This is a genomic window from Aeromicrobium sp. HA (assembly GCF_027171405.1).
Classification (GTDB): Bacteria; Actinomycetota; Actinomycetes; order Propionibacteriales; family Nocardioidaceae; genus Aeromicrobium; species Aeromicrobium tamlense.
Map to the genome: position 1 here is coordinate 808510 of NZ_CP114372.1, position 24984 is coordinate 833493.

Genomic DNA, 24984 nt, shown 5'->3' on the forward strand with positions numbered 1-24984 from the left:
CGACGAGCCCGGCCACTTCACGAGGTTTCCTGTCACTTCACAGGGTCGCAAACCTCGCTCAGTGACAATTTCCCCAGTAAACCGGGGAAACTGTCACGTCGCGTCAGGACGCGGAGGCGGGGGTGGAGCCCGAGGCCTGCTCGCCCGAGGGACGGCGGCGACGGCGGCGGCGACGCGCCTGGCCCTCGCCGGCCGGCTTGTCCTCGCCCGAGGTCGCGGAGGCCGTATCGGCCGCGGGACGCTCGGCGCCCTCGACGGGCTGGCCGCCGCGGGTGCGCTGACGGCTGCGGCTGCGGTTGCGGCTGCCACCGTCGCGACGATCGCCGTCGCGCTTCTGGCCGTCGCGGCCGCCCTCGGAGCGGGGCTCCTTCGGCGCCGGCGGCTTCAGACGACCCTTGACGTTGCGGTCGATGCCGAGGTCGTGGAACAGGTGGTCCGACGTGGAGTACGTCTCCTGCGGCTCGTCGTAGGGCAGGTCGAGCGCCTTGTTGATGAGCTTCCAGCGCTGGATGTCGGCCCAGTCGACGAACGTGACCGCGGTGCCGGTCGCGCCGGCGCGACCGGTGCGGCCGATGCGGTGCACGTAGGTCTTGTCGTCCTCGGGGCACGTGTAGTTGATGACGTGGCTGATGTTCGCCACGTCGATGCCGCGGGCGGCGACGTCGGTGGCGACCAGGATGCTGACCTTGCCCTCGCGGAAGCCGTCGAGCGCCTTCTCGCGGGCCTTCTGGGCCATGTCGCCGTGCAGCGGCGAGGCCGGGAAGCCGCGGTCGGCCAGGTCGTCGGCCACGCGCTGCGCCTGGCGCTTGGTGCGCGTGAAGATCACGACGCGCTCGACGTCGTCGGCCTGCAGGATGCGGGCGACGACCTCGGGCTTGTCCATGTCGTGCGCCTGCCAGACGAACTGGCTCGTGGCGGGCACGGTCTGGCCGGCCTCGGCCGACTCGGCACGGATGTTCATCGGGTGGCGCATGTGCTTGCGCGCCAGGGTGACGATCGAGGACGGCATCGTCGCGCTGAACAGCATCGTCTGGCGGGTCTCGGGCGTGCGCGCGAGGATCGACTCGACGTCGGGCAGGAAGCCCAGGTCGAGCATCTCGTCGGCCTCGTCGAGGACGAGCGACTTGACGTGGCTGATGTCGAGCGCGCCGCGGTTGACGAGGTCGAGGATGCGGCCCGGGGTGCCGACGACGATGTCGACGCCGGCCTCGAGGGCCTCGAGCTGCGGCTCGTAGGGCACGCCGCCGTAGATGGTGAGGTTGCGCGTGCCGCGATTCTTCGAGGCCGTGGCGACGTCGCCGGCGACCTGGATCGCGAGCTCGCGCGTCGGCGCGACGATGAGGGCCTGGGGCTTGCCCGGCTCGACCAGCTGGTCGTAGTCGGGGTCGTGCGGCGCCACGGTGCGCTGGATGACGGGGATGGAGAAGGCCAGCGTCTTGCCGGTGCCGGTGCGGGCCTGTCCGATGAGGTCGGTGCCCACGAGGGCGACCGAGAGGGTCATCTCCTGGATGGGGAAGGCCTCGATGATGCCCTTGTCGGCGAGGGCGTCGGCGATCTCGGGCATGACGCCCAGTTCGGTGAAGGTAGTCAGGGGTCTGCTCTGGTTTCTGTGCGCGATCTACTGTCAGCGGATCTGAAATGGCTTGGATCCTGTGGCGACAGGATCGGCGAATACCCCTCCACTGTAACGTCGCGTGCCTCGGGCCGGGCGGACGCCGCGCTACAGTCCCGATCATGAGCTCCGATGCGACCCCCGGTGGACCCCTCGACGACCCCGACTACCGTGCGGGCGTGGTCGAGCTGCTGGCCCTGCTCAGCTACGGCGAGCTCAGCGCCGTGGAGCAGCTCAACCAGGACGCCCAGGAGGCGCCCGACCTGCGCACCAAGGTCGCGATCCAGACGATGGCCGCGTCGGAGTGGAGCCACTTCGTGCAGCTGCGCGACCGCCTCGTCGAGCTGGGGGAGGACCCCTACGCGGTGATGGACTCGTTCCGCACCACGTTCAGCCGCTTCCACGGCAAGACCGAGCCGTCGGACTGGCTCGAGGGCCTGCTGAAGGCCTACGTGGGCGACGGGCTGGCGGCCGACTTCTACCGCGAGATCGCGGCGTTCCTCGACGCCGACACCCGTCAGCTGGTGCTGGAGACGATGAGCCAGACGGGCAACAGCGAGTTCGTCGTCGACCAGGTGCGCGAGGCGATCGCGGCGGACCCGCGCGTGGCGGGACGGCTGGCGCTGTGGGGCCGGCGACTGATGGGCGAGGCGCTCAGCCAGGCCCAGATGGTGGTGGCCGAGCGCGACGTGCTGACGGCCGTGGTGGTCGGTGCCGCGGATCGACCGGGCGGCTTCGACCTGGCCTCGATCGGGCGCATGTTCACGCGCATCACCGAGGCCCATGCCGAGCGCATGGCCCGCCTCGGGCTGGACGCCTGAGGCGGGCGCCGGCTCAGGAGCTCGTGAGGCCGAAGCCGACCTTGCGGCCGCTGTCGGCGTTGAAGTACAGGTAGGCGACCTTGTCGGCCGGCACGGCCACGGTGTGACCCTTGCTGTCGGTCAGGGTGAACAGCGAGTCGTCCTTGAGGGCGTCGTTCAGGGTCGCCAGCACCTTGTCGGGCTCGACGTCGGTGTCGACGGACAGCTCACGGGCGGCGTTCTGCACGCCGATCTTGACCTCCACGGTCACTCATCTCCTTGGTTGGTGGGCTTGGGGAACCCGCCGATCCCGCGCCAGGCGAGAGTCGAGGCGAGCGTGACGGCGTCGTCGCGCGACAGGCCCGACGCGCCGGAGAGCCAGGCGCGGGCGCCGACGTGGCCCATGCCGACGAGGCCGGCCGCGAGCAGCTCGGCGGCGCCTCGTGACAGGCCGGTGTCCTCCACGATCACCTCGGCGATCGCGGCGGCGGACTCGGAGGTGACCCGGTCGACCAGCTCGCGGACCTCGGGGTCGCTGGTCAGGTCGGACTCGAAGACGAGGCGGAACGCCTTCTCCTGGTCGGCGACGCTGTCGTACCACAGGCGCATGCTGGCCTGGACGCGCTCGCGGTTGTCCTGGGTGGAGGCGAGGGCCTCGCGCACGCCCTCGATCACCGTGTCGACGGCCGAGGAGACCAGCGCGGTGTAGAGGTCGAGCTTGCCGGGGAAGTGCTGGTAGAGCACGGGCTTGGAGACGCCCGCGCGCTCGGCGATCTCGTCCATCGAGGCCGCGTGGTAGCCCTGCTCGACGAACACGTCGAGGGCCACGTCGAGCAGTTGGGCCCGCCGAGCGGTGCGCGGCAGCCGTCCAGCGCGGGGCCGAGCCTCAGGGGTCTGGGTCACGCCCCAACCCTAGCGGTCGGTTACCCACCGGTCGCTTGCAGCGCGGCGTTGCGGGCCGTGTGGCGTGCTGTCCACCCAGCGGACGGGCCGCCACATGCTGGGACCGGACGGGAACAATGGTCGTCGGCGCCGGGTTGAGCCCGGTGAGCCCCGCAATCGAAGGAGAAGCCCGTGGTCGCGCCCCTGGTCGAGCCCGCCGACGAACTGACGATCGACGAAGTCCGTCGGTACAGCCGTCACCTGATCATTCCCGACGTCGGGATGACGGGACAGAAGCGCCTCAAGAACGCGAAGGTCCTCGTGATCGGCGCGGGCGGTCTCGGCAGCCCCGCGCTGCTGTACCTGGCCGCCGCCGGCGTCGGCACGCTGGGCATCATCGACGACGACGTCGTCGACGAGTCCAACCTGCAGCGCCAGATCATCCACGGGCAGTCCGACATCGACAAGCCAAAGGTGCAGAGCGCCGCGGAGGCGGTCGCGGAGGCCAACCCCTACGTCAACGTCATCACGCACCACGTGCGCCTGGACAACGACAACGTGCTGGACATCTTCAGCCAGTACGACCTGATCCTCGACGGCACCGACAACTTCGCGACGCGCTACCTCGTGAACGACGCGGCCGTCATCCTCAACAAGCCGTACGTGTGGGGCTCGATCTACCGCTTCGAGGGCCAGGTCTCGGTCTTCTGGGCGCAGGAGGGTCCGCAGTACCGCGATCTCTACCCCGAGCCGCCGCCGCCGGGCATGGTCCCGTCGTGCGCCGAGGGCGGCGTGCTGGGCGTCCTGTGCGCCTCGATCGGCTCGATCATGGTCACCGAGGCGATCAAGCTGATCACCGGCATCGGCGATCCGCTGATCGGCCGCCTCATGGTCTACGACGCGCTCGAGATGCGGTACACGACGCTCAAGGTCCGCCGCGACCCGAACGGCGTGCTGCCGACCGAGCTGCTGGGCGACTACGAGGCGTTCTGCGGCGCGATCAGCGACGAGGCCGCCGACGCCGCGGCCGACTCGACGATCTCGGTCGCCACGCTCGAGAGCTGGCTCAAGGAGCGCGGCGACGGTGGTCGGGACTTCGTCCTGGTCGACGTGCGCGAGCCGAACGAGTACGAGATCAACCGCATCCCCGGATCAGTCCTGATCCCCAAGGGCGAGGTCCTCGCGGGCCGTGCCTTCGACCAGCTGCCGCAGGACAAGCAGGTCGTCCTGCACTGCAAGTCGGGCGTCCGCTCGGCCGAGGCCCTCGCGGTGCTCAAGGGCGCCGGCTACTCCGACGCCGTGCACGTCGGCGGCGGCGTCGTGGCCTGGGTCAACCAGATCGACCCGAGCCAGCCCAACTACTGACCGCTCGTCGTGGCCCCGGTCCTGCTGACAGGATCGGGGTCATGGACGAGGAGTTCACCGAGGCCGTCCTCGAGGTCGTCGAGCAGATCCCGCCGGGGTGCGTCGCCACCTACGGCCTGATCGCCGAGCGGCTGGGGCGCGGCGGCGCGCGTCAGGTCGGACGCGTGATGTCGCTCGAGGGTGGCGGCGTCCCGTGGTGGCGCGTCGTGCGCGCCGACGGCTCCCTGCCCGCTCATCTCGTGATCGACGCCCAGCAGCACTGGCGCGACGAGGGCACTCCCGTCCGCAGCGGCCGGGTGATCGTGAAGGACGCCCTCGCGCCGGACTTCTGACCCTCCCCGGCTCCCGAGGACTGTCGGCGGGGTCTGGTTCCATGGGCGTGTGCCACCCGAGTTCGTCCTGCAGCGGCCCGAGCCCGTGCGCGCCGACGCGCCCGCGCTCGACGCGTCGCAGCGCTCCGTCGTCGACCACCGCGGCGGCCCGCTGCTGGTCCTCGCGGGGCCCGGAACGGGCAAGACCACCACGCTGGTCGAGGTCGTGGTCGACCGCATCGAGTCGGGCGAGCTCACTCCCGACCAGATCCTCGTCCTGACCTTCAGCCGCAAGGCCGCCGGCGAGCTGCGCGACCGCATCGGGCGCCGGCTGTCGGCGACGTCGGGCACGGTTCCGGCGATGACCTTCCACGCGTTCTGCTACGCCCTCGTGCGCGAGTTCAGCGACCCCGAGGCCTTCGCCGCACCGCCCGAGCTGATGACCGCGCCCACGCGCGACGCGGTGGTCGCCGACCTGCTCGGCGGGCACGACGCGTCGTCCTGGCCCGCGTCGCTGCGCGAGGCGCTCGGCACCCGCGGCCTCGCGGCCGAGCTCCAGTCGTTCATGGCCGCCGCGGTCACCCGGGGTCTCGGTCCCGACGACCTGCGTGCCCTCGCCGCCACGCGCGAGCGGCCGGAGTGGGCCCGCGTCGCCCACGCGATCGAGGAGTACCACCAGGTCATCGACTTCCAGAACCGCACGGACTACACCGACCTCGTCACGCGTGCCGCCGCCATCGCGGGCGACCTCGACCACCGCCGCGCGCTGCGCGACCGGTACCGCCTCGTGGTCGTGGACGAGTACCAGGACACCGATCCGCTCCAGGTGCGGCTGCTGCACGACCTCGCCGGCGACGGTCGCGACCTCGTGGTGGTCGGCGACCACGACCAGGCCATCTACGGCTTCCGCGGCGCCGATCCGAGTGCGATCACGCGGTTCCCCCAGCAGTTCGGCGCTGCCGACCGGCCGGCCCCCACGGTCGCCCTCACCACCACGCGTCGCTTCGGACCGCGGATCCTCGCCGCGGCCGGAGTCGCGCTGGGCAGCCCGCCGGTCCCGCCCGGGCTCGACGCACGCGCTGCCGGCCAGCACCGCAACCTGCACTCGGCCGCCCGTGAGGAGGGCCGGGTCGAGGTCGTCACCTACGCCTCCGCCACGGCCGAGGCCGAGCACATCGCCGGGGTGCTGCGCCGCGCCCACCTCGACGACGGTCTGGCGTGGTCCGACATGGCCGTCCTCGTGCGCACGGGCGCCGACCTCACGCGTCTCCAGCGCGTCCTGGGTCCGGCGGGTGTGCCGGTCGAGGTCGCGGGCGACGAGGTGCCCCTCGTCGCCCAGCCGTCCGTCCGCACCCTGCTGCTGGCGCTCGAGGCCGCCGACCGGATCGCGCGCGAGGAGCCGCTCGACCCCGAGATGGCCGAGGCCCTGCTGACGGGTCCGCTCGCGGGGCTCGACGGACCCGCGATGCGCCGGCTCGGACGCGCGTTGCGCCGCCGCGACCCCGAGACGCCCTCGACCGACCTCGTGGCCGCCTCCCTGCACGACCCCACCGCACTGGGCGTCGACACCTCCGACCCCTCCACCGCCGACGCGGTCGGCGCCGCCCGCGACCTCGCGGCGCTGCTGGGGCGTGCCGCGGCCGTCCTGCGCCGTGGTGAGCCGCCCGAGCAGGCGCTGTGGCTGCTGTGGGACGGCACTCGCTGGCCCGCGCGCCTGCGCGAGCAGTGGGGCACCGTCGAGGGCCGCGTCCACGCCGACCGCGACCTCGACGCCGTGTGCGCGCTGTTCCGGCACGCGGCGCGCGCCGAGGAGGGCGGTCGTCGTCGCGACACCGTGAACTTCGTCGCCGAGCTGCGCGCCCAGCAGATCCCGGCCGACCAGCTCGAGTCCAGCGCCGCGCGACCCGACGCGGTCCGACTGATGACCGCGCACCGCTCGAAGGGCCTCGAGTGGCCGCTCGTCGTCGTTGCCGGCGTCCAGGCCGACCGCTGGCCCGACCTGAGGTCGCGCGGCAGCCTGCTCCGCTCGGAGCACCTCGACGGGCCGGTCGGCCCCGGCGCCCGGGGCGAGCAGCTGCGCGAGGAGCGCCGGCTGTTCTACGTCGCGTGCACCCGCGCCACCAGCCGCCTCGTCGTCACCGCCGTGCAGACGCCCACCGACGACGGCGACCAGCCCTCGCGCTTCGTCACCGAGCTGATCGCCGCGGGCTTCGGGGTCGATGCCGACCTGCCGCTGGGCCGTCCCGCCCGTCCCGTCTCGCTGCGCGGCGTCGTGGCCGAGCTGCGCCGCATCGGCGAGCAGTCCGACGACGAGACCGTGCGCGACGAGGCCGCCGCGATGCTCGCCGAGATCGTGCGCGCCGACCTCGCCCTCACGCGCGCCGCCGACCCCGCCCGCTGGTGGGGTCTGGCCGAGCCCACGCAGGCCGAGTCGCCGTGGCGCCCGGCGGACCAGCCGCTCGCTCTGTCGGGCTCGGCGGTCGAGGGGATCACGGCGTGCTCGCTGCGCTGGTTCCTCGGACGCGAGGCGCACGGCGAGTCCGCGTCCACCTCGGCGCAGGGCTTCGGGTCGATCGTCCACGCCCTCGCGGCCGACGTCGTCCAGCGCGGCGTCGAGCCCGACGAGATCGCGATGGCGGCACGCCTCGACGAGATCTGGCACCGGCTCGACCACCAGGCGGCCTGGCTGGGCGAGCGCGAGCGGCAGGCCGCGCACGAGACCCTCACCCGCTTCGCGCGCTGGCACCGCGCCAACCCGCGCACGCCGCTCGCGGCCGAGCACGCCTTCACCACCACGCTCGTCGTGGGCGGCGAGGAGGTGCTGCTGCGCGGCTCGATGGACCGGGTCGAGATCGACGCCCAGGGCCACGTCCACGTCGTCGACTTCAAGACCAGCCGCAACGCCCCCGGCCCGCGCAAGATCGCCGAGCACGCACAGCTGGGGATCTACCAGGTGGCCGTCGAGCACGGCGCCGTCGCGTCGCTGGGCGTCGAGGAGGCCCGCTCCGGCGGCGCCGAGCTGGTCCAGCTGCGCACCCCCGCCGGTGCGAAGGACCCCCACTCGCCGAAGGTGCAGCCGCAGGCCCCGCCCGCGCCCGACGAGGCGTTCTTCGCCCTCGACCTGCTGGCCGAGTCCGCGCGCGCGGTCCGCGACGAGCGCCTCGTGGCCCGCCCGAACGACCATTGCGGCTTCTGCGACTTCCGCACGCTGTGTCCCGTGCTCACCGGTCCCACGATCGGAGGTGCCGAGTGACGCCGCTCGTGCGCGACACCGACCACCTGCGCGAGGTGCTCGGCATCCCCTTCAGCGAGGCGCAGCTGGCCGCGATCACCGCCGACCCGGCGCAGCCGCAGGCGATCATCGCCGGCGCCGGTGCCGGCAAGACCGCCGTGATGGCCGCACGCGTCGTGTGGCTCGTGGGCCACCTCGGCTACGCCCCCGACCGGCTGCTGGGACTGACCTTCACGTCGAAGGCCGCGGCCGAGCTGGCCGGCCGCGTGCGCGAGTCGCTCGAGCTCGTCGGCGACTTCTCCGAGTTCGGCGAGCCGACCGTCTCCACCTACCACGCGTTCGCCGGCACCCTCATCGCCGAGCACGGCCTGCGGATGGGGATCGAGCCCGACCTGCGCGTGCTCGCCGACGCCACGCGCTTCCAGATCGCCGCCCGCACCGCCCGGCGTCACGAGGGCCCGCTGCGCCACGTCTCGGCGTGGCTGCCCACCGTCATCGGCGATCTCCTCGAGCTCGACGGCCAGCTGTCGGAGCACCTCGTCACCACCGACGAGCTGCGGGAGTTCGACCGCGCCACGATCGAGCGCGCCCAGTCCGCCGAGAAGCAGCTCAAGTGGCACGAGGAGATCGTCGCGGCCTGCCTCAAGCGCGACGAGCTGGCCGACCTCGTCGACGAGTACCGCGCCGCCAAGGCCGACGCGGGGGTCATGGACTTCTCCGACCAGATGGCCTGGGGCGCCCAGCTGGCCACCCTGCCCGAGGTCCAGCAGGTCCTGCGCGAGCGCTTCGACGTCGTCCTGCTCGACGAGTACCAGGACACCTCGGTGGCCCAGCGCGACCTGCTGCAGGCCCTGTTCGCGGGCCGGCCCATCAGCGCCGTCGGCGACCCGGCCCAGGGCATCTACGGCTGGCGCGGCGCCGCCTCGGGCAACCTCACGGCGTTCCTCGACGACTTCCCGGGCGCCGGCGGCGCGAAGGGACGGCTGTTCAGCCTCGACGTCACCCGCCGGTGCGCGCCCGAGATCATCGACCTCGCCGGCCACGTCGCCCGCGACTACTACGGCTCGCCGGGCGTCGCCGAGATCGTCACGCCACTGAAGGCCGCGCCCGAGAATCCGTCGGGCGAGGTGTCGGTCGCGCTGCACCAGGGCGTCGCCGAGGAGATCGAGGCGCTCGTGGACCTCGTGGTCGACTCGGTCGAGCGCGGCACCGAGCGTCGTGAGATCGCCGTCCTGGTGCGCACCACCAACGAGAACCCCGAGATCGTGCGGGCACTGCGCTCGCGGGGCCTGCCCGTCGAGATCGTGGGCCTCACCGGCCTGCTCCAGCAGCCCGAGGTCGTCGACGTGCTGTCGGTGCTGGCCGTCCTCGACGACGTCACGGCCAACCCCGCCGTCCTGCGCCTGCTCACCGGCGTGCGCTGGCGGATCGGCGAGCGCGACCTCGCCCTGCTGGGCCGTCGCGCCGCCGAGCTCGGCCGCCAGTGGCGCGACGGGGGAGACGTCGACGCCAGCGACCCCGACGCGCTGCTGCAGGCGGCGCTCGACGAGGCCACCACCGGCGTCGACCCCACCGAGATCGTGTCGCTGGCCGAGGCGATCGAGGACCCGGGCGACGCCGCCTACTCCGACGAGGCGCGCTCGCGATTCGCCGACCTCGCCGCGATGCTGCGACGACTGCGCCGTCACGCGCACGAGCCGCTGCTCGACCTCGCCCGCCGCGTCGTCACCGAGCTCGACCTCGACGTCGAGCTGCCGGTCGCGGGCGTCCCCACCGACAACCTCGCGCTGCTGCTCGACGCGATCGGCGACTACGCCCAGCACGACCGCTACGCCTCGCTGCCGGGCCTGCTGGCGCACCTCGACGCCGAGCGCGAGTACAACGAGGGCATGGAGCTCAGCGCTCCGTCCGACGCCGACTCGATCAAGCTGCTGACGATCCACCGTGCGAAGGGCTTGGAGTTCGAGGAGGTCTTCGTGCCCTTCGTCTCGGGCACCGTCTTCCCTTCCGGTCGCGGGCGCTCGCGCTGGCCCACGGTCGCCAAGGCGCTGCCGGCACCGCTGCGTGGCGACGTCGACTTCGTCCCGCAGGTCACCGAGCTCACCAGCCCGGCGAAGAAGGCCTTCGAGGACGACACCCGCCGCGACGCGCTGATGGAGGAGATCCGGCTGGCCTACGTGGCGTTCACGCGCGCCAAGCGGCGCCTGCACGTCAGTGGCCACCGCTGGGGCCGCACCCAGCTGAGGCCGCGCGCCGAGTCGCAGTTCCTCGTCGACGTCCGCGACTGGCTCGCCGAGCACGGCATCGACCCCGTGGTGTGGGCCGAGGCGCCCGCCGACGACGAGCAGAACCCGCACCTGGTCGACCAGACCGTCCCGTGGCCGGTCGCGCTGACCTCGTTCGACCGCCGCCGCGAGCTCGCCGCCGCCGTCCGGCACCACCTCCAGAACGAGGAGGCGCCTCCGGTCGAGGGCGACGAGCGCCTCGCCGAGCTGCGCACCGACCTCGACCTGCTGCTGGAGGAGGCCCGGGCCCGCGCCGAGAGAGCCATCCACGTCGAGCTCCCGGCCTCGCTGTCGGCCACGTCCGTGCTCGCGCTGGCCGAGGACGAGGAGGCGTTCGTCCGGGCGCTGGCACGGCCGATGCCGCGCCAGCCCTCGGCGGCGGCCCGCTTCGGCACGCGGTTCCACGCCTGGATCGAGGCCCGGTACGGCCAGCAGACGCTGCTCGACCCCGACGAGCTCCCGGGCCGCGGCGACGCCGAGGTGATGGACGAGTCCGACCTCGAGGCGCTCAAGGAGGCCTTCGAGTCCGGACCGTTCGCCGGACGCGAGCCCGTCGCGATCGAGGCGCCGTTCACGCTGCGCCTCGGCGGGCAGCAGGTGATCGGCCGGATCGACGCCGTCTTCGCCACCGAGCTCGCCGACGGCACGGCCGGCTTCGAGGTGGTCGACTGGAAGACCAACCGCACGCCCGACGCCGACCCGCTCCAACTCGCGCTCTACCGCCTCGCGTGGGCCGAGATGCACGACCTCGACCCGCGTCTGGTCGTGGGCACGTTCCACTACGTCCGCCTCGGTCGGTCGCACACGTTCGACGACCTGCCCGAGCGTGCGGCGCTCGAGACGCGGCTCGGGTTACGGTGAGGCGTGGATTTCGCGTTCGAACGGGCCCGGCACGACCGAGCGGGAAACCTGCGAGGCAGCGATGAGCTGTGGCGGACCCCCGACACGCGGGTGCTGGTCCTGGGCGGCGAGCACGTGGCCACGATCGACGGGCCCGCGCTGCGCTGGGTGCCGGTCGACGAGGCGCCCGACGGCGAGTGGATCCTGCTCGGCGACCAGAACGGCACGCGTCACGCGGCCGTGGCGGTGCAGCGGGTCCCGCGCGAGCTGAACCCGGTGAGCGTCCGGGTGCTGGCGCCGCTGCTCGACCCCGACGAGCTCTCCCTGGCGATCCACGCGGTGGGGCTGGCGCGCTGGCTGCAGTCGCACACCTACTGCTCGCGCTGCGGCGAGTACCTCTACAGCGCCCAGGCGGGCCACCTGCGCGTCTGCCCGTCGTGCGGCACCGAGCACTACCCGCGCACGGATCCCGCCGTGATCATGCTGGTCACCGACGCCGACGACCGCGCGCTGCTGGCGCGGAACCCGAACTGGCCCGAGGGTCGCTTCTCCACGCTCGCGGGCTTCGTCGAGCCGGGGGAGACCCTCGAGGACGCGGTGCGCCGCGAGGTGGCCGAGGAGGTCGGCGTGCAGGTGGAGCGGACGAGCTACCTCGGCAGTCAGCCGTGGCCGTTCCCGCAGAGCCTCATGCTCGGATTCAACGCCGTCGCCGAGTCCACCGAGCTCGTGCTCGACCCGAAGGAGATCGCCGAGGCGCGCTGGTTCACCCGCGAGGAGCTGCTCGCGGCCGTCGAGTCCGAGCAGGTCGTGCTGCCGCCGCCGAAGGTCTCGATCTCGCGCTGGCTCGTCGAGCAGTGGTACGGCGGCGAGCTCCCCGGCGCCTGGTGATCAGACCAGGACGGGAGTGAGGTCGGTCGCGGCGAAGTCGTCGCCGACGTACAGCAGAGGCTCTCCGGATTGGCTCGCGAGCGCGTAAGCGAAGCAGTCCCCATAGTTGAGTCGCGCTCGGTGTCCCGAGCCGCGGCCGTAGTCGCGGTACGCCTCGCGGGCGATCCGCGCGTGCTCGGCCGTCACGGGCTCGATCTCCACGCTCCAGTCGCGCAGGAGCGCGTCCACGAGGCGCGACAGTTCGGGGTCGCGTGCCTGGTCGACGACGATGCCCAGCTCCAGCTGCGTTCCCGCCGACATGCGCGGCGTCGTGGCGGCGGCGAGGGCGCGGTCGATCGCCTCCCACCCGGCCTCGCGCTTGATGACCGCCACGACGGCCGAGGTATCGACGATCACCGGGGGAGTCCGGCCTCGTCGTACAGGTCCTCGGCGTCGAGGTCCGCGTTCACGGCGAGATCTTGGACGTGCTCAATGCGCTGGCGCCGAGCGATGGCGGCAGAGGAGTCACCAAGGTTGGCCAGCAGTCTCTCCAGGGCGAACTCGATCGCGCTGGTCTGGGTACGCCCGGTGCGCTGAGCCACCTCGCGTGCAAGCGCATGCACGCGCTCGTTCTTGATGTTGAGAGCCATGGTGGAATTCTACCCCAGTGAGTTAGCGTTACACCATGCTCGCTTTCAGGCGCCGAGCTGGGCCTTGACCTGCGCGACCGAGGGGTTCGTGAGGGCGGTGCCGTCGGCGAAGACGAGCGTGGGGACGGTCTGGTTGCCGCCGTTGGCCTGCTCGACGATCAGGGCCGAGTCCGGATCCTGCTCGATGTCGACCTCGGTGAACTCGATGCCCTCGCGCTGCAGCTGCGACTTGAGGCGGTGGCAGTAGCCGCACCACGGCGTGGAGTACAGGACGAACGATGCGTCGGACATCGGGACCCTCTCGGTCGATCGATTGCTTCTGTCATGGTCAACGTGCCCGTCGATCGTCCCATTCCCCGGCGGCCTGTGTGCGACCGCCGATCGTGTCGCCGGGCGCGGCTACGCTGGTCGCTGCCCACCCCCGCACACGATCTGGGAGACCATGTCTGACGCCGACGACCTGCTCAACGGACTCGACCCCGAGCAGCGAGAGGTCGCGACCACGCTGAGGGGCCCGCTGTGCGTCATCGCGGGCGCCGGCACCGGCAAGACCCGGGCCATCACCCACCGCATCGCCTACGGCACCGCCACGGGCGTCTACAAGCCCACCGAGGTCCTCGCCGTCACGTTCACGGTCAAGGCGGCGGGTGAGATGCGCGAGCGGCTGCGCACGCTGGGCGCCGCGGGCGTGCAGGCGCGCACGTTCCACTCCGCCGCCCTGCGCCAGGCGCGCTACTTCTGGCCGCGCGTCTACGGCACCGAGTTCCCGCAGATCCTCGAGTCCAAGTTCGCCTTCGTCGCCGAGGCCGCGCGACAGGTCGGCGTGCGCGCCGACCAGGCGCTGCTGCGCGACCTCTCGGCCGAGGTCGAGTGGGCCAAGGTGTCCAACGTCCGCCCCGACGACTACGGCGCCGAGGCGATCCGCCGCCAGCGCACGGTGGGCGACATCGACCCGGGCGAGGTCGGCGCCGTCCTGCGCGCCTACGAGCAGGTCAAGCGCGACCGCGGCCGGATCGACATGGAGGACATCCTGCTCATCACCGCCGCGATCCTCGCCGACGATCCGGCCATCGCGGCCGAGATCCGCCGGCAGTACAAGTGGTTCGTCGTCGACGAGTTCCAGGACGTCAACCCGCTCCAGTCCACGCTGCTCGACCTGTGGCTCGGCGGGCGCGACGAGGTGTGCGTGGTCGGCGACCCGCGCCAGACGATCTACACGTTCGCCGGCGCCTCGGCCACGATCCTCGGCGACTTCACCACGCGCCGGTTCCCCGACGCTCCCCGCATCGAGCTCGTGCGCAACTACCGCTCCACGCCCCAGATCGTCGCCGCCGCCAACGAGGTGTTCGCCGGGCGCGGCCCCTCGGTCACGCTCGGCGTGCGGCTGCAGTCGCAGAACTCGCCCGGCCCCGCCGTCGACTACCGCCCGTTCGCCGACGAGCCCGCCGAGGCCGACGCGATCGCCGACCGCATCGTCGCGCTGCACCGCCAGGGCGTGCCCTACCGCGAGATGGCGGTGCTCTACCGGATCAACGCCCAGTCCGAGGTCTACGAGGAGGCGCTAGGCCGCCTCCAGATCCCGTACTCGATGCGCGGCGGCACGGGCTTCTTCCAGCGGCCCGAGGTGCGTCAGGCGGTCACCCTGCTGCGCGGGTCGGCCCACGCGGGCGAGGGCTCGGGCTCGCTGGCCGACGACGTCCGGGCCGTGCTCGCGGCGATGGACTTCTCCGAGACCCCGCCGGAGGGACGCGGCGCCGTCCGCGACCGCTGGGAGTCGCTGCAGGCGATCCACACGATGGCTGCCGACCTGGCGCAGGAGCAGCCGCAGGCCGACCTCGCCGCCCTCGTCGCCGACCTCGACCGCCGGGCCGACCAGGCGCACGCCCCGTCCACCGACGGCGTCACGCTGTCCACCTTCCACGCGGCCAAGGGCCTGGAGTGGGACGCCGTCTTCCTCGCTGGCGCCCAGGAGGGCACGCTGCCGTACGTCGCCACGATGGACGACCCGGCCTCGGTCGAGGAGGAGCGTCGGCTGTTCTACGTCGGCCTCACCCGCGCCCGGCGCCACCTCATGGTGTCGTGGTCGGCCGCGCGCAGGGCCGGGGGCCAGGCGCGCCGCAAGCCCAGTCGCTTCCTCGACCGCCTCCTGCCCGAGGAGGTCCAGGTCTCGCGCGCGCCCCAGCGCAAGGTCAAGCTGCCCACCCCCGATCTCGACTACGACGAGGCGCTGTTCGAGCGTCTGCGCGCGTGGCGCAAGGAGGTCTCGCAGGAGGAGAGCAAGCCGGCGTTCACCGTCTTCAACGACGCCACCCTCAAGGCCATCGCGGCGCTGCGACCCAGCAGCGGAGACCAGCTCCTGCAGGTCTCGGGCGTCGGCCAGTCCAAGCTCGAGAAGTACGGCGACGACGTGCTGGCCGTGGTGGCCGGCTCCTGAGGCTCAGGCGGCGTCGAAGCCCGGCAGCGCCTCGGCCACGATCCCGCGGAAGCGCGCGGTGGCGCCCAGCTGGCACAGCACGCCCACGCCGCCGGCCCACACGCGGTGGATCAGCAGGTAGCTCGGCGGCACGGTGAGCTTGAGCGCCGTGCCCATGCCCTCCGCGCCCGGTGACGACAGACGCTGCCCCTGGCGGCGCAGCCAGTCGCGGTCGAACGTGAACGCCTCGACCGCCACGGGCTCCACGATCGGACCGAGGTAGCGGCCCAGCACGTCGGGGTCGACGGTGCTGCCCTGGCGCACGAAGCCCTCGCGGCGCAGCCCCTCGGCCACCGTGACGTAGTCGCCGTCGGCGGCGGCCCGCAGCAGCGGGCCCATCGGCGCGGGCAGTCCGTCGGGCAGTCGTGCCACGGCACCGTAGTCCACCACGCCGAGTCGCCCGTCGGGCAGCACGCGGAAGTTGCCCGGGTGCGGATCGGCGTGCAGGAGCCCGGCGCGCGCCGGTCCCTCGAACAGGAAGCGCACGTAGGTCTCGCCCAGCCGGTCGCGCTCCTCGGGTGTGCCGTCGGTGATGACGTCGGCCAGCGAGCGGTCGCCGGGCAGCCACGTGGTCACCAGGGCGCGCTCGGTGTGCGCGAGCGGTCGGGGCACGACGATGTTCGGGTCGTTCGCGAACGCCTCGGCGAAGCGGGCCTGGGCGTCGGCCTCGAGGGAGTAGTCGAGCTCCTCGGCGACCCGCTCCTGCAGCTCGCGCACCAGCGCCTTCACGTCGACGCCCGGCATCATCGTGCCGAGCAGGCGTGCCAGCCGGCCGATCTGGCGCAGGTCGGAGTTCAGCGCCTCGGCGGCCCCGGGGTACTGCAGCTTGACCGCGACCTCGACGGGCTCGGCGCCCGGCTCGGCGACGAAGCCGCTGCGGTGCACCTGGCCGATCGAGGCGGCGGCGGCCGGCGTCATCTCGAAGTCGGGGAAGCGCTCGGGCCAGTCGGCGCCGAACTCGCGCTCCATGACGCGCCTGACGGTGGGCGAGCCCATGGGCGGCGCCGCGTCCTGCAGCTTCGTCAACGCCTCGCGGTACGGGGCGATGACCTCCTCGGGGAGCGCGGCCTCGAAGATGCTCAGCGCCTGGCCGAACTTCATCGCGCCGCCCTTGAGCTGGCCGAGGACGGAGAACACCTGGTCGGCGGTGCGGCGCTGGACGTCGGTCATCACCGCGGCGGCGGGGGCGCCGACGAGTCTGCGGCCGATGCCCCAGGTCGTACGAGCCGCGAAGCCGGCGGGAAGGCTGGCCAGGCGGGCCCCGCGTCGCAGGGCACTGCCGGTCAGGGGAGTGTCGGGAGCGTCGTCCGGGTCGGTGTCGGCCACGTGGTCAGGATAGTGGCGCCCGCCGCATCCGACCGGTCACGCGGCGAGCAGCCGGCACGCGCACTCGGTCGCGAACGGCACGTCCTCGACCTCGGGGGCGTCGTGCGGAGAGGCCACCGACACGACCCGCCCGAGCGCCGGCGGACGGGTGCCGTCCCGCAGGCAGTCGACCTGGTGCAGCACCTCGGCGGTCGCGCGGAACAGCACGCCCGGCGCCAGCCCGCACGCGAGCAGGCGTCCTCGCTCGAACTGGGGGACGAGGGCCCGCCACCCCGGGTCCGCTGCGGAGCGGTGCGCGTCGTGACAGCCCAGGCAGGGCGTGACGCCGGGCACGACGAGCGGCCCGATCCGCACGCGTCGCTCGTCGAGGACGACCGGCAGGTGGGCGACCCCCGCGCCGACGAGGTGCTCCACGGTCGAGCGGCCGGGCTCGCCCGCGCTGAGGAGGATCTCGAGCTCGGGCTCGGCGGTCGCCGATCCGAGGGAGTCGATCAGCAGCGCGGCGACGTCGGGTGTGGACCGGTCGTGGCGCACGGCCACGCGCGGACGGGGAGGTGCCGGGACGGGATCGACGACGGCACCCGCGGCACGGAGTTCGCGCAGCGTGGCGTGGAGATCGTCGGCGAACTCGGGCACGTCGCGCGCCACGAGGTCGGCGAGGACGGGCAGCGGCAGCGAGCCGTCGAGGAGGCGCAGCACGCGCGCCAGGCCCGGCCGGTCGCGGACGGGGACACCGGGGCTGGTGCCGATCTGGAGCGTGCGGGCATCGCGACGCAGCAGCAGGGCGCCCGGAAGGAGTCGAGGACCGCGGATCGGGGTGGGCGCCATCGGGCCATCGTGGCCCAGGTCAGCGGACGCGCGCCCGAGCGATCCACAGGGGAGGGGAGCGGCGGTGGGGGCGGCGGTCCGCCCCCACCGCGATGCTCAGGCCTTGCCGAGGATGCGGTTGAGCTTCGTCCCGCACACGGGGCACACACCCTTGGCCATGCGGGTGCCCTTCTCGCTGACCTGGACTTCGCCACTGGTCTCGCGCTTGTCCTTGCACTTCACGCAGTAGAACTCGCCGGTCCATGTCTCCGCCATAGCGGCCTCCTTGCCGATGTGTGCCGCCCAATGTGGCACAGGTCACGATCAGCCTAGGCGCAAATCGGCGCAAAGAGGCGGCAAGCAAGGGCGAAGCCCCACCCGGCGCGCCTTCCCCTTGCGCGTCGGAGCGGGGCTTCGACTGCGCTCAAGGTAGGCCGACTCCCGGGGCTCGGTCAATGGGTATGTCGGATCTCTGTCCACCGCCTGTGGATGAACCTGTGCACATCGTGTGGGGAACGCCGACGGAGGGTGTGGGGTTCGTGTGGACAGCCGTCTACCTTGGTGTCCATGCCCCGGATCGAGGTGCGCCGCAGCGCCCGCAGGACCCGCACCGTCTCGGCGCGCCGGGAGGGCGATCTGACGATCGTGATGATCCCCGCGACCATGTCCGCCCGCGAGGAGCGACGCGCCGTCGACGAGATGGTCGCGAAGCTCGACGCGCGCGAGCGGAGCCGCCGGGCGCCGCGCTCCGACGAGGCGCTCGCCCGTCGCGCGGCCGAGCTGGCCGACCGCTATGTGCCCGAGGCTCCGGAGCCCGCGTCGGTCCGCTGGGTCACCAACCAGAACACGCGCTGGGGCTCCTGCACGCCGGTGGACCGCACGATCCGGCTGTCGCACCGGCTCCAGGACATGCCGGACCACGTCGTCGACGCCGTGCTGGTGCACGAGCTGACCCACCTCGTCGTCTCGGGCCACGGCCCGCGGTTCGACGCGATCGTCAGGCGACACCCGCGGATGGACGAGGCGATGGGGTTCCTCGAAGGCGTGACCTGGCAGCGTCGACGAGAGCCCTGACCGAGTCGTCGGTCGGCTCGGGCAGCGCGTCGAGCGCGAACCAGCGCACGTCGTCGGACTCGTCCGAGCACTGCGGCTCGGCGCCCGCGGGCGCGACCGCCACGAACTGCACGTCGAGGTGGTGGCCGCCCTCGTGGCAGCGCACGGGGTGGCGCGACAGCAGCACCGGCTCGGGATCGATCGTGAGGCCGGCGATGCCGGTCTCCTCCTCGGCCTCGCGGCGGGCCGCATCGGCGAGCGACGGGTCGCCGGCCTCGCAGTGACCGCCCGTCTGCAGCCAGCGGCCGAACTTCGGGTGCAGCACCAGGGCCACACGGTCGTGCTCGGCCGAGACGACGAGGGCGCTCGCGGTCACGTGGTCGGGCGCGCAGGCGCGCGCTCCTGGCTCGTCATGCGCACCGGCGTACGCGGCGAAGAGGACGCGCAGGTGGTCCTGCTCGCCCGACGGCGCCGACCACTGCTCGAGGACGTCGCGGATGTCCGCGGTCAGGCTCACGCGCGGTCGTCGGGGGTGTCGTCCGCGTCGCCGGAGTCGTCGGACGACAGCAGCTCCTGCAGGGCGGCGTCGAAGTCGGCATCGCTCAGCTCGGCGGTCTGCCGCTCGCAGAAGCCCAGCGGGTCGTCGAGGTCGGCCGACGTCGGCAGCAGGTCGGGGTGACTCCACACGGCGTCACGCGCCTCGGCGCCCCGGCGGTCACGCAGCGCCGACCACAGGTTGGCGGCGTCGCGCAGGCGGCGGGGCCGCAGCTCGAGGCCGACGAGCGAGGCGAACGTGTCCTCGGCGGGGCCGCCGGTGGCGCGACGGCGACGCATCGCCTCCGACAGCGCGGGAGCGGCGGGCATGACGCCGGCGGTGGCCTGGGCGACGACCTCGTCGACCCAGCCCTCGATGAGGGCGAGCAGCAGCTCGAGGCGCTCCTTGGCGCGCTCCTGCTCGGGCGTGGGCGCGGGGTCGAACAGTCCGCCGGAGAGGGCCTCCTGCATCGCCTCGGGGTTGCCGGGATCGATCGAGCGCATCTGCTCCTCGATCGAGCCGACGTCGATGCGGATGCCGCGGGCGAAGTCCTCGATCGCGCCGAGCACGGCGCCGCGCAGCCACGTGGCGTGCGCGTAGAGACGGTGGTGGGCGGCCTCGCGCAGCATCACGTAGAGCAGCACGTCGGCCTGGCTGGCCTCGAGGTCGGTCGCGAACGCCGAGACGTTGTGCGGCAGCACGGCCGCGGTGTGCTCGGGACCGAGCGGCAGCCCGACCTCGGTGGAGGAGAGCACCTCGGTGGCGAGGGCCCCGATGGCCGAGCCGATCTGCTGGCCGAACATCGCGCCACCGGCCTGGTTGAGCATGCCCAGCAGCGGGCCGGCCATCGCCTTCGCCTCGGGCGGCATCGCGTCGGCCATGGAGGACACGACGTGCTGCGCCACGGGCTCGACCATGACCTGCCAGGTGGGCATCGTGTGCTCGACCCACTCGGCGCGGCTCCACGCCAGCGCGGAGGTGGCGGCGGCGGGCACGTCGGTGGCCTTGTCGAGCCACATCTCGGCCAGTCGGCCGGCGTCGGCGACGGCACCGGCCTGGCCGCTGTGGGGGCTCGGGTCCTCGCCCTCGGCGGCGACCGCGTGGCGGGCCACGTCGGCGGCGAGCTGGTAGTTGACGGTGCCCTCGTGCGGCTCGAACATCCGCTGCATCTGGGACATCATCTGGTTGAGGTCGAACTGACCTGCGCCCATCTGTCCGAACAGGCCCTCCAGGGGCGTGCCCTTGAAGGGGTTCTGGGGGTCCTCGCGCGGTTCCTCGGCCATGGAGCCAGCCTAGGCGCTCCGTCCTGAGGCGTGCCCCGGCGTTTCCCGCCCGGCTCTAGGGTGTCGGTGTGTCATCTCCGCTGCGCCTGAGCCGCCGCACCCTCACCCTCTCCGTGGGCCTGTCCGTCGTGACGGTGCTGACGTGCCTCGTGGCGTTCCTGCCGGTGCCCTTCGTGACGATGCGGCCCGGGCCGGTGTTCAACACGCTCGGCGAGCTGGACGGCACCCCGATGCTCACGTTCGGTGACGACGTGCGCACCTATCCCACCGACGGGCGCCTCGACTTCACGACCGTCTCGGTCACCCGCGCCGAGTCGCGGATGTCGCTGGCCGGCGCGATCGAGGGCTGGCTCGACCCCGACGTCAACGTCGTCCCGCACGACTTCGTCTACCCCGACCACCAGACGAACGAGCAGTCCACGGCCGAGGGAGCCGCGCAGCTGGCCAGCTCGCAGGACGCCTCGCGCGCCGCCGCGCTGCGAGCCGCGGGGATCACGGTCCCCGAGGTGCCGAAGGTGTCGGCCGTCGTCGAGGACGGTCCCGCGCAGGGCAGGCTCGAGGTCGACGACCTCATCCTCACCGTGGACGGCGAGAAGGTCGCCACGCAGGAGTCCGTCGGCCAGGCGGTCGGCGACCGCGAGCCGGGTGACGACGTCACGATCGGCTACCGGCGCGACGGCAAGGACGGCACCGTCACGATCCGCACCACCGCGATGGACGACGACCCCGACCGGGCGCGCGTCGGCATCGCCGTGGGCTCGACGTTCGAGTTCCCGATCGACATCGAGAACCACATCGGCGACCGCGTCGGCGGCCCGAGCGCCGGCACGATGTTCGCGCTCGCGATCTACGACTCGCTCACGCCCGGCGCCCTGACCGGCGGGCAGAACGTGGCCGGAACGGGCACGATCGATCCCGAGGGCACCGTCGGCTCGATCGGCGGCGTCCGCCAGAAGATGGCCGGGGCTGCCGAGGCCGGGGCCGACATCTTCCTCGTGCCGGCGGCCAACTGCCGCGAGGCGGCCGAGGGGGACGACTTCGGCATGACGTTGGTCAAGGTGGCCACGCTGCAGGACGCGATCGATGCGCTGGGCACGCTCGCGAAGGACCCGAAGGCGAAGGTGGCGAGCTGTGAGTGATCCGAAGCTGACCGTGACCGGTGGCGGCATGGGGGAGGACTCGCCCGTCCGCCAGGCCGCGCTCGAGGTCGAGGCCCACGTGAACGACGGTGGCTGGGACCAGCCGCCGCGGCTGTTCGCCCTCGTGCTGACGGGCGACCTGCTCGCCGCGCAGCCCGAGCTGGCCGACGAGCTGGGCGCCCCCGACTCGTACACGCCGATCGAGCAGGAGCTGCCCGCCGACCGCCAGGTCGAGGACCTGCTGGCCGAGATCGGCTGGCCCGAGGAGGTCGCCGGCTGTGCCGTCGTGGTGGAGCGGCTGACGCTGCCCGCCGAGGCCGAGGACGACCTCCCGGACGACCCGGCCGCCGCCGCGGAGTTCGCCGCGCAGCACCCCGACCGCCAGGAGATGCGCATCGTCGCGGCGGTGCTGCGCGAGGGCGCGGCACACGTCGCGGTGCGCCCGCGGGCACCCGAGGACGCGCCGCTGATCGAGGGCCCGGACCTCGTCCCCGGGCTGACCGACCTGGTCGCCGGGACGCTCGCGGACGACGCGTGAGTCCGCGGTTCTTCCACACCCCGTAGGCTTGCGCCACCAGACCCACACTGCTGTGAGCCAGGAGCACCGTGAGCGACATCTTCGGATCGACACCCCCTCGACGCGAGCCTGAACCGCGTTCCGACCGCGGGCGGAGGGTGCTGATCCCGACCATCGTCACGCTGGCGGCCCTGCTGGTCCTGGGCTCGCTGTTCGTGAGCCTGTGGACCGAGCGGCTCTGGTACGGCTCGGTCGACTTCCAGGGCGTCTTCACCACCGTCCTGCTGACGCGCTCGGCGCTCTTCGTGGTGTTCGCCCTGTTCGGTGCGCTCGTCGTGGGCGCCAACGTCTGGCTCGCGCACCGCAACCGGCCGAACCCGCTGGGCCTGCGACGCGACGACCCCGCCGCCCGTTACCGCATGGCGATCACGCCGATCGCGAAGTGGGCGCTGATCGCCGTCTCCGCCTTCGTCGGCTTCTTCTCCGGCATCATCGGCAGCAGCCGCTGGGAGACCTTCCAGCTGTGGCGCAACGGCGAGCCGTTCGGCACGAAGGACCCGCACTTCGGCAAGGACGTGGGCTTCTACGTCTTCGACATGCCGTGGCTGCAGTTCATCGTCTCGTTCGTGTTCGCGCTGCTGCTGATCTCGGCCATCGCGGTGGTCTTCGTCCACTACGTCTTCGGCGGCATTCGCCTGGGCAACAAGGGCCCGAGCTTCAGCCGCGCCGCGCAGGTGCAGGTCGCGGTCCTCGTCGGCCTCGCGATGCTCGTGCGCGCCGCCAACTACTGGCTCGACCGCTACGCGCTGTCCTACGACACGTCGGGTCTGTTCGACGGCATCACCTACACCGCCGCCAACGCCGAGATCCCCGCCAAGAACATCCTCATGGTCGTGGCGATCCTGTGCGCCCTGATGTTCTTCTCCACGATCTTCCTGCGCTCGTGGACCCTGCCCGCGCTGGGCCTGGGCCTGTGGTTCCTGACGTCGCTGCTGATCGGTGCCGCCTGGCCCGCGATCATGCAGCAGTTCCAGGTCAACCCGTCCGAGCCCGACCGCGAGGGCCCGTACCTGGAGAAGAACATCGACGGCACGCGCGAGGCGTTCGGCGTCGCCGACGTCGAGACGGCCGACTACTCGGCCAAGACCGAGCTGACGCCGCAGGAGCTCAACGCGTCGGCCGAGTCGCGCGTCAGCACCCGACTGCTCGACCCCACGCTCATCTCGCCGGCGTTCCAGCAGCTGCAGCAGGTGCGCGGCTACTACACGGTGCAGAGCACGCTCGACGTCGACCGCTACGCGATCGGCGACGACCCGCAGCCGCAGGACGTCATCATCGCGGCGCGCGAGGTCGACCTCGACGGCCTGCAGTCCACGCAGCGCACGTGGTCGAACGACCACACCGTCTACACCCACGGCTACGGCGTGATCGCCGCGTACGGCAACAAGCGCGGCTCCCAGGGCGAGCCCGTGTGGGTCGCGAAGGACATCCCGCCCACCGGCGAGCTGGAGTTCGAGAAGGCCCCGCGGATCTACTTCGGCGAGAAGTCGCCGTCGTACTCGATCGTGGGCCGTCCCGACGGCGCCAACCCGATCGAGGTCGACACGCCGCGCGGCGGCGGCTCCGACGAGGGCGACGGCACCGACGGCGACTCCACCGCCAACACGTACGACGGCAAGGGCGGCGTGGAGATGGGCTCGCTGTTCCGCCAGGTGCTCTACGCGTTCAAGTTCGCCGAGCCGAAGATCGTGCTGTCCGACCGCGTCAACAGCAACTCCAAGATCATCTACGACCGTCACCCGCGCGATCGCGTCCGCAAGGTGGCCCCGTGGCTGACGCTCGACGGCGACACGTACCCCGCGGTCGTCGACGGCCGGGTCGTGTGGATCGTCGACGGCTACACGACGAGCAACTCCTACCCCTACTCGGAGTCGCGCTCGCTCAACGAGGCCACCAGCGACACGCTCACCGACGGCGCCAGCCAGATCGCGCTGCCGACCGACCAGGTCAACTACATGCGCAACTCGGTGAAGGCCGTCGTCGACGCCTACGACGGCACCGTGAAGCTCTACGAGTGGGACACCGAGGACCCGATCCTCAAGACGTGGTCCAAGGTGTTCCCCGACGTCGTCGAGCCCAAGTCCGAGATCAGCGAGTCGCTGCTGCAGCACCTGCGCTACCCCGTGGACCTGTTCAAGGTGCAGCGCGACGTGCTCAGCCGCTACCACGTGACCAACGCCCAGACGTTCTACGAGGACGGCGAGCGCTGGAAGATCCCCGAGGACCCCTCGGCCTCCGGCAACACGAAGCAGCCGCCGTACTACCTCTCGATGAGCCGTCCCGGCGAGGAGGCCTCGCGCTTCAGCCTGACCAGCGTCTACCTGCCCAACAACCGGCAGAACCTGGCGTCGTTCATGAGCGTGAACTCCGAGGCGTCCGACACCGAGAACTACGGCAAGGTGCAGATCCTCGAGCTGCCGAGCGACACGCGTGTCGGCGGCCCGAACCAGATCGCGGCCCAGTTCGAGTCCGACGCCGGCGTGCGAGCGGCACTGCTGCAGTACGAGCAGTCGCAGAACACGCGGATCCTGCGCGGCAACCTGCTGACCCTGCCGGTCGGCGGCGCCATGCTCTACGTGCAGCCGATCTACATCCAGCGCGTGGGCGAGGGCTCGTACCCGGTGCTCCAGCTCATCACCGCCACGTTCGGCGACGGCGTGGGCGTGGGCCAGACCCTCGACGAGGCGCTGCGCTCGGCGCTGGGTCTGGAGCCGAACGCCACGCCTCCGCCGGAGGAGCCGGCGCCGGACGGTGACGCCGGTGGCGATGCCGGCGGCGAGACGAAGACGGCCGAGCAGTACCTGGCCGACGCGTCGCGCTTCTACGACCAGGCGCAGGCCGCGCTCGAGGACGGCGACCTGGCCACGTACCAGGCTCGCATCGACTCGATGGCCGAGGCCCTCGAGGCCGCGCAGCGACTCCTCGGGGAGTGATCGCCGGCTCCCCC

The 24984-nt window shown here is 72.4% G+C and carries 22 protein-coding genes; 11 read left to right on the forward strand and 11 right to left on the reverse strand.

Annotation, left to right across the window (positions count from 1 at the left end):
- Positions 1 to 103: 103 nt before the first annotated feature.
- Positions 104 to 1564 (reverse strand): DEAD/DEAH box helicase, encoded by a 1461-nt coding sequence (locus tag O3S82_RS03960; protein WP_269305672.1) that lies wholly within the window; start codon positions 1562 to 1564, stop codon positions 104 to 106.
- A 170-nt stretch (positions 1565 to 1734) separates the two neighbouring features.
- Between O3S82_RS03960 and O3S82_RS03965 the strand changes: the two genes are divergently transcribed.
- On the forward strand, positions 1735 to 2433 hold the full coding sequence (locus O3S82_RS03965) for a ferritin-like fold-containing protein (RefSeq protein ID WP_179425909.1): 699 nt from the start codon (positions 1735 to 1737) through the stop codon (positions 2431 to 2433).
- Positions 2434 to 2446: 13 nt separating this feature from the next.
- Here O3S82_RS03965 and O3S82_RS03970 read toward each other — a convergent pair whose 3' ends face one another.
- Positions 2447 to 2683 (reverse strand): DUF3107 domain-containing protein, encoded by a 237-nt coding sequence (locus O3S82_RS03970; RefSeq protein ID WP_317628336.1) that lies wholly within the window; start codon positions 2681 to 2683, stop codon positions 2447 to 2449.
- Positions 2680 to 3315, reverse strand: coding sequence for a TetR/AcrR family transcriptional regulator (locus O3S82_RS03975; RefSeq protein ID WP_269305675.1), 636 nt, complete (start codon positions 3313 to 3315; stop codon positions 2680 to 2682). The genes O3S82_RS03970 and O3S82_RS03975 overlap by 4 nt, the downstream gene beginning before the upstream one ends.
- Before the next feature lie 171 nt (positions 3316 to 3486).
- On the opposite strand from O3S82_RS03975, the gene moeZ reads away from it, so the two are divergent.
- Genes moeZ through nudC form a run of 5 tightly spaced genes read left to right on the forward strand, consistent with a single transcriptional unit; the run spans position 3487 to position 12215 of the window.
- Positions 3487 to 4659 carry an adenylyltransferase/sulfurtransferase MoeZ gene (gene moeZ / locus O3S82_RS03980; RefSeq protein WP_179425905.1) on the forward strand — a complete coding sequence of 391 codons (1173 nt, stop codon included), beginning with the start codon at positions 3487 to 3489 and terminating at the stop codon, positions 4657 to 4659.
- 41 nt (positions 4660 to 4700) lie between these two features.
- Complete coding sequence (locus O3S82_RS03985) at positions 4701 to 4991, forward strand: MGMT family protein (protein WP_179425903.1); 291 nt, start codon at positions 4701 to 4703, stop codon at positions 4989 to 4991.
- A gap of 49 nt (positions 4992 to 5040) precedes the next feature.
- On the forward strand, positions 5041 to 8223 hold the full coding sequence (locus tag O3S82_RS03990; protein ID WP_269305678.1) for an ATP-dependent helicase: 3183 nt from the start codon (positions 5041 to 5043) through the stop codon (positions 8221 to 8223).
- The gene (locus tag O3S82_RS03995; protein WP_269305680.1) at positions 8220 to 11348 is read left to right on the forward strand and encodes an ATP-dependent DNA helicase; all 3129 of its coding nucleotides are present in this window, start codon (positions 8220 to 8222) and stop codon (positions 11346 to 11348) included. The genes O3S82_RS03990 and O3S82_RS03995 overlap by 4 nt, the downstream gene beginning before the upstream one ends.
- A gap of 3 nt (positions 11349 to 11351) precedes the next feature.
- Positions 11352 to 12215, forward strand: a complete 864-nt coding sequence (gene nudC, locus O3S82_RS04000; RefSeq protein ID WP_269305682.1) for an NAD(+) diphosphatase — start codon at positions 11352 to 11354, stop codon at positions 12213 to 12215.
- Here the strand turns inward: nudC and O3S82_RS04005 are convergent, their stop codons facing one another.
- Genes O3S82_RS04005 through O3S82_RS04015 form a run of 3 tightly spaced genes read right to left on the reverse strand, consistent with a single transcriptional unit; the run spans position 12216 to position 13135 of the window.
- A complete protein-coding gene (locus tag O3S82_RS04005; RefSeq protein WP_269305683.1) occupies positions 12216 to 12611 on the reverse strand; it encodes a type II toxin-antitoxin system VapC family toxin in 396 nt (131 codons plus the stop codon). It abuts the gene before it with no gap.
- On the reverse strand, positions 12608 to 12844 hold the full coding sequence (locus O3S82_RS04010) for a type II toxin-antitoxin system VapB family antitoxin (protein ID WP_269305685.1): 237 nt from the start codon (positions 12842 to 12844) through the stop codon (positions 12608 to 12610). The genes O3S82_RS04005 and O3S82_RS04010 overlap by 4 nt, the downstream gene beginning before the upstream one ends.
- 45 nt (positions 12845 to 12889) lie before the next feature.
- Positions 12890 to 13135, reverse strand: coding sequence for a mycoredoxin (locus tag O3S82_RS04015; protein ID WP_269305687.1), 246 nt, complete (start codon positions 13133 to 13135; stop codon positions 12890 to 12892).
- Positions 13136 to 13286: 151 nt separating this feature from the next.
- Between O3S82_RS04015 and O3S82_RS04020 the strand changes: the two genes are divergently transcribed.
- Positions 13287 to 15278, forward strand: a complete 1992-nt coding sequence (locus O3S82_RS04020; protein WP_269305689.1) for an ATP-dependent helicase — start codon at positions 13287 to 13289, stop codon at positions 15276 to 15278.
- Positions 15279 to 15281: 3 nt separating this feature from the next.
- Here O3S82_RS04020 and O3S82_RS04025 read toward each other — a convergent pair whose 3' ends face one another.
- From O3S82_RS04025 to O3S82_RS04035, 3 genes are all read right to left on the reverse strand, one after another.
- Complete coding sequence (locus O3S82_RS04025) at positions 15282 to 16643, reverse strand: ABC1 kinase family protein (RefSeq protein ID WP_269305691.1); 1362 nt, start codon at positions 16641 to 16643, stop codon at positions 15282 to 15284.
- Positions 16644 to 16679: 36 nt separating this feature from the next.
- A complete protein-coding gene (locus O3S82_RS04030; RefSeq protein WP_179425888.1) occupies positions 16680 to 17471 on the reverse strand; it encodes a hypothetical protein in 792 nt (263 codons plus the stop codon).
- A 96-nt stretch (positions 17472 to 17567) separates the two neighbouring features.
- Positions 17568 to 17726, reverse strand: coding sequence for a DUF5679 domain-containing protein (locus O3S82_RS04035; protein ID WP_179425886.1), 159 nt, complete (start codon positions 17724 to 17726; stop codon positions 17568 to 17570).
- Positions 17727 to 18017: 291 nt separating this feature from the next.
- On the opposite strand from O3S82_RS04035, the gene O3S82_RS04040 reads away from it, so the two are divergent.
- The gene (locus O3S82_RS04040) at positions 18018 to 18524 is read left to right on the forward strand and encodes a M48 metallopeptidase family protein (RefSeq protein ID WP_269305694.1); all 507 of its coding nucleotides are present in this window, start codon (positions 18018 to 18020) and stop codon (positions 18522 to 18524) included.
- On the opposite strand, the gene O3S82_RS04045 is transcribed toward O3S82_RS04040, so the two are convergent.
- Both O3S82_RS04045 and O3S82_RS04050 read right to left on the reverse strand, forming a co-directional pair.
- Positions 18448 to 19020, reverse strand: coding sequence for an NUDIX hydrolase (locus tag O3S82_RS04045; RefSeq protein WP_269305696.1), 573 nt, complete (start codon positions 19018 to 19020; stop codon positions 18448 to 18450). The genes O3S82_RS04040 and O3S82_RS04045 overlap by 77 nt on opposite strands.
- Positions 19017 to 20321 carry a zinc-dependent metalloprotease gene (locus O3S82_RS04050; RefSeq protein WP_269305698.1) on the reverse strand — a complete coding sequence of 435 codons (1305 nt, stop codon included), beginning with the start codon at positions 20319 to 20321 and terminating at the stop codon, positions 19017 to 19019. The genes O3S82_RS04045 and O3S82_RS04050 overlap by 4 nt, the downstream gene beginning before the upstream one ends.
- A gap of 68 nt (positions 20322 to 20389) precedes the next feature.
- Here O3S82_RS04050 and O3S82_RS04055 point away from each other — a divergent pair, with 68 nt between their 5' ends.
- The 3 genes from O3S82_RS04055 (at position 20390) to O3S82_RS04065 (ending at position 24970) form a co-directional block, all read left to right on the forward strand.
- Positions 20390 to 21460, forward strand: coding sequence for a YlbL family protein (locus tag O3S82_RS04055; RefSeq protein WP_269305700.1), 1071 nt, complete (start codon positions 20390 to 20392; stop codon positions 21458 to 21460).
- Complete coding sequence (locus tag O3S82_RS04060; protein ID WP_218845860.1) at positions 21453 to 21998, forward strand: PPA1309 family protein; 546 nt, start codon at positions 21453 to 21455, stop codon at positions 21996 to 21998. The genes O3S82_RS04055 and O3S82_RS04060 overlap by 8 nt, the downstream gene beginning before the upstream one ends.
- A gap of 137 nt (positions 21999 to 22135) precedes the next feature.
- Positions 22136 to 24970, forward strand: a complete 2835-nt coding sequence (locus O3S82_RS04065; protein ID WP_269305703.1) for a UPF0182 family membrane protein — start codon at positions 22136 to 22138, stop codon at positions 24968 to 24970.
- The last annotated feature ends 14 nt before the right edge of the window (positions 24971 to 24984 follow it).